Source organism: Anoxybacillus sp. J5B_2022 (genome assembly GCF_026847645.1).
Classification (GTDB): domain Bacteria; phylum Bacillota; class Bacilli; order Bacillales; family Anoxybacillaceae; genus Anoxybacteroides.
In genome coordinates, this window is sequence record NZ_JAPSMC010000125.1 from 1 (window position 1) to 2,220 (window position 2,220).

General features: G+C 45.9%; 3 protein-coding genes. All 3 read right to left on the reverse strand.

Annotation, left to right across the window (positions count from 1 at the left end):
- A partial coding sequence (locus M4I42_RS16620) for a hypothetical protein (RefSeq protein WP_268853158.1) occupies positions 1 to 730 on the reverse strand: 730 nt, incomplete at its 3' end.
- 578 nt (positions 731 to 1,308) lie between these two features.
- The gene (locus M4I42_RS16625; protein WP_268853159.1) at positions 1,309 to 1,812 is read right to left on the reverse strand and encodes a GNAT family N-acetyltransferase; all 504 of its coding nucleotides are present in this window, start codon (positions 1,810 to 1,812) and stop codon (positions 1,309 to 1,311) included.
- Positions 1,784 to 2,194 (reverse strand): GNAT family N-acetyltransferase, encoded by a 411-nt coding sequence (locus M4I42_RS16630; protein ID WP_442864125.1) that lies wholly within the window; start codon positions 2,192 to 2,194, stop codon positions 1,784 to 1,786. Before M4I42_RS16630 ends, M4I42_RS16625 begins: the two co-directional genes overlap by 29 nt.
- Positions 2,195 to 2,220 lie beyond the last annotated feature (26 nt).

A 2,220-nucleotide genomic window follows, 5' to 3' on the forward strand; every position in this document is an offset into this window, starting at 1 on the left:
TCAATAATTGAAGTGCTTTTTCCTTCTCTCCCATTTCATCGTACCGCTTGAACAAATAGGCATACAAGCCGTCTAGCGCCCCTTCTCCCTCTTTCAGTCCCTTCTCCGCAATTTCCAATGCTTTATCCCGATCGCCTTTTTCCTCTAAAAATAAAGCATATTCGACATAATCGCTTCCATAGCGAAGCTGCTGAGCCCGTCTTTGTTCATATGTATGCGCATCATCAAGCTTGTAGCGATAAATATCTAATATGAGCGACTGATAGTATCTATCCCCCAATGATTCTAAATAATCGACGATCGTGCGCCAATGTGTTTCAGTAGAAGCGATTTGCTCGATCCATTCCCATATCGCATCCTCAAATCCTGAGTTACCTTCTAAATATTGCTCCATTAACGCATGAATCATTTCTTCTCTAGCGCCTTCAGGAAGATGTCCGTCTTGAAGGAGCGCGAGGATTGTTTCCATATGTTCGTAAACAATGTCTTCTTCTTCCTCAGGTCCACCACCATACATATTAAATTCCTTAATAATACCGATTGCTTCCGCAAATTTCTCCCGATATTCGCGGTTATGTTTTTGTGCCGTTTCTTTGGCAGTCAAGCACCCATTTCGTTCCAAAAAATCAAGCACCCGTTCTTGAACACGCTTGTCCGATCGAATTAAGTTCAACACAAGCTCCAACAATTCGTCACGAGAAAGCCGCTGAACGATTTTTTGTATATTCATGCGCACCATTCCTTTCACTGTTTTCTCGTCTGTTCGTTCTACAACACCATCTTAGCATATTCTTTTGCCTTTTGTGCAAGGTGCAGAGGTAGCGGCATTAACGTGTCCATATCATCGTATTGCAAGCTCGTTTGATTTTGCATTACTTCAACTTTGTTCGGCTTACCATCACTGTCAAAGAAAAACCTTCTATAACGGCTCTTCCTTATTTGTCGCATATGACCGAAAAGTATACGAATGCTTTTGAATGTCCTCAATCGAATCGCCGTCTACAAGTTTTACGTCCCAGCAAATAATCTGATGCACGAAATTTAAAGAGTGATTGAAATCTTCCTCATTAGTTAAATAACACAGCATGAGTCCGGTTCAATACCGAACTCATACAAAAACCATTCCCTGAAATATTCAGCGTCGGACTTTTCTTGTCTTTCATATTGGACAGCACAAACGTATAAATCTTTTCTGGAGCCCATTTCGCGATCAGCTCCTCAAGCAACATCGAGGCAATAACCTCCGGAAATCCGGTGAAAAAATAAACACGGTCTACCTCTTCCCCCCTTTTTCCTCATTCGTACAAGCTATGACAGCAATTTTGCCATGCAATATTCATCGACGTATCGACCGTTGATATTCAGCGAATGGCGCTTGACGCCTTCTTGTTCAAACCCCATCTTTTGGTATAACGAAATCGCAGGGGCATTGTCTATCACGACGGTCAGTTCAAGGCGATGAACGCCTTTTTCCCGCGCCCATCGCTCCAGCTCTGTCAGCAGCATCGTGCCGACTCCTTTTCCCCGAAAAGCGGCAAGCAGCCCGATGACAATGTAAACGGAATGTCGGTTTCGTCTTGCAAATCCCCCCCTTGCCAATAAATAGCCGATCAACTTCCCTTCGTCCGTCTCGGCAAGCAATATAGTCGCGTTGTCTTCGTTCGTGATCGCTTCGAGGTGACTGCGCTGCTGTTCGGGAGTGAGCTTGCGTTCCCCCGCTTCAAACAGCAAATAGTCCGACTCCGACTCGACTTGCAAAATGAGCGCAGCGAGCCGTTCGGCATCATCGACCGTTGCGTGGCGAATGTTCAATGTTGTTTCCCCCTTCCAAATACTGCGTTGCCAACTCCGCGCTTTGATAGCGGGCGAGCGCCGTCTTCGCTTTGCGAAAGCCTGTTTGCATATAAAACGGCTCGTTTCCGGTCGTGGAAATAAGATGGACACACGACACGGACTCAAGCTGCGCAAGCAAATCTTCCACAATCGCCTTCCCGATGCCTCGACCTTGATCATCGCGATGAACGACGACGTCATAAATCGCCGCATTAAACACGCCGTCAGAAAGGGCGCGACCAAATCCGACAAGGCGGCCTTCGGAAAAGGCAAGCGCCACGATATTGCTCGCTTGAAACACGCGCTGAATGATTTCTTCCGTATGTTTCGCCCAACCAACGGATTCGTATATTTCTTTCATTCGGTTCCAATCAGCATTTTGCAAAT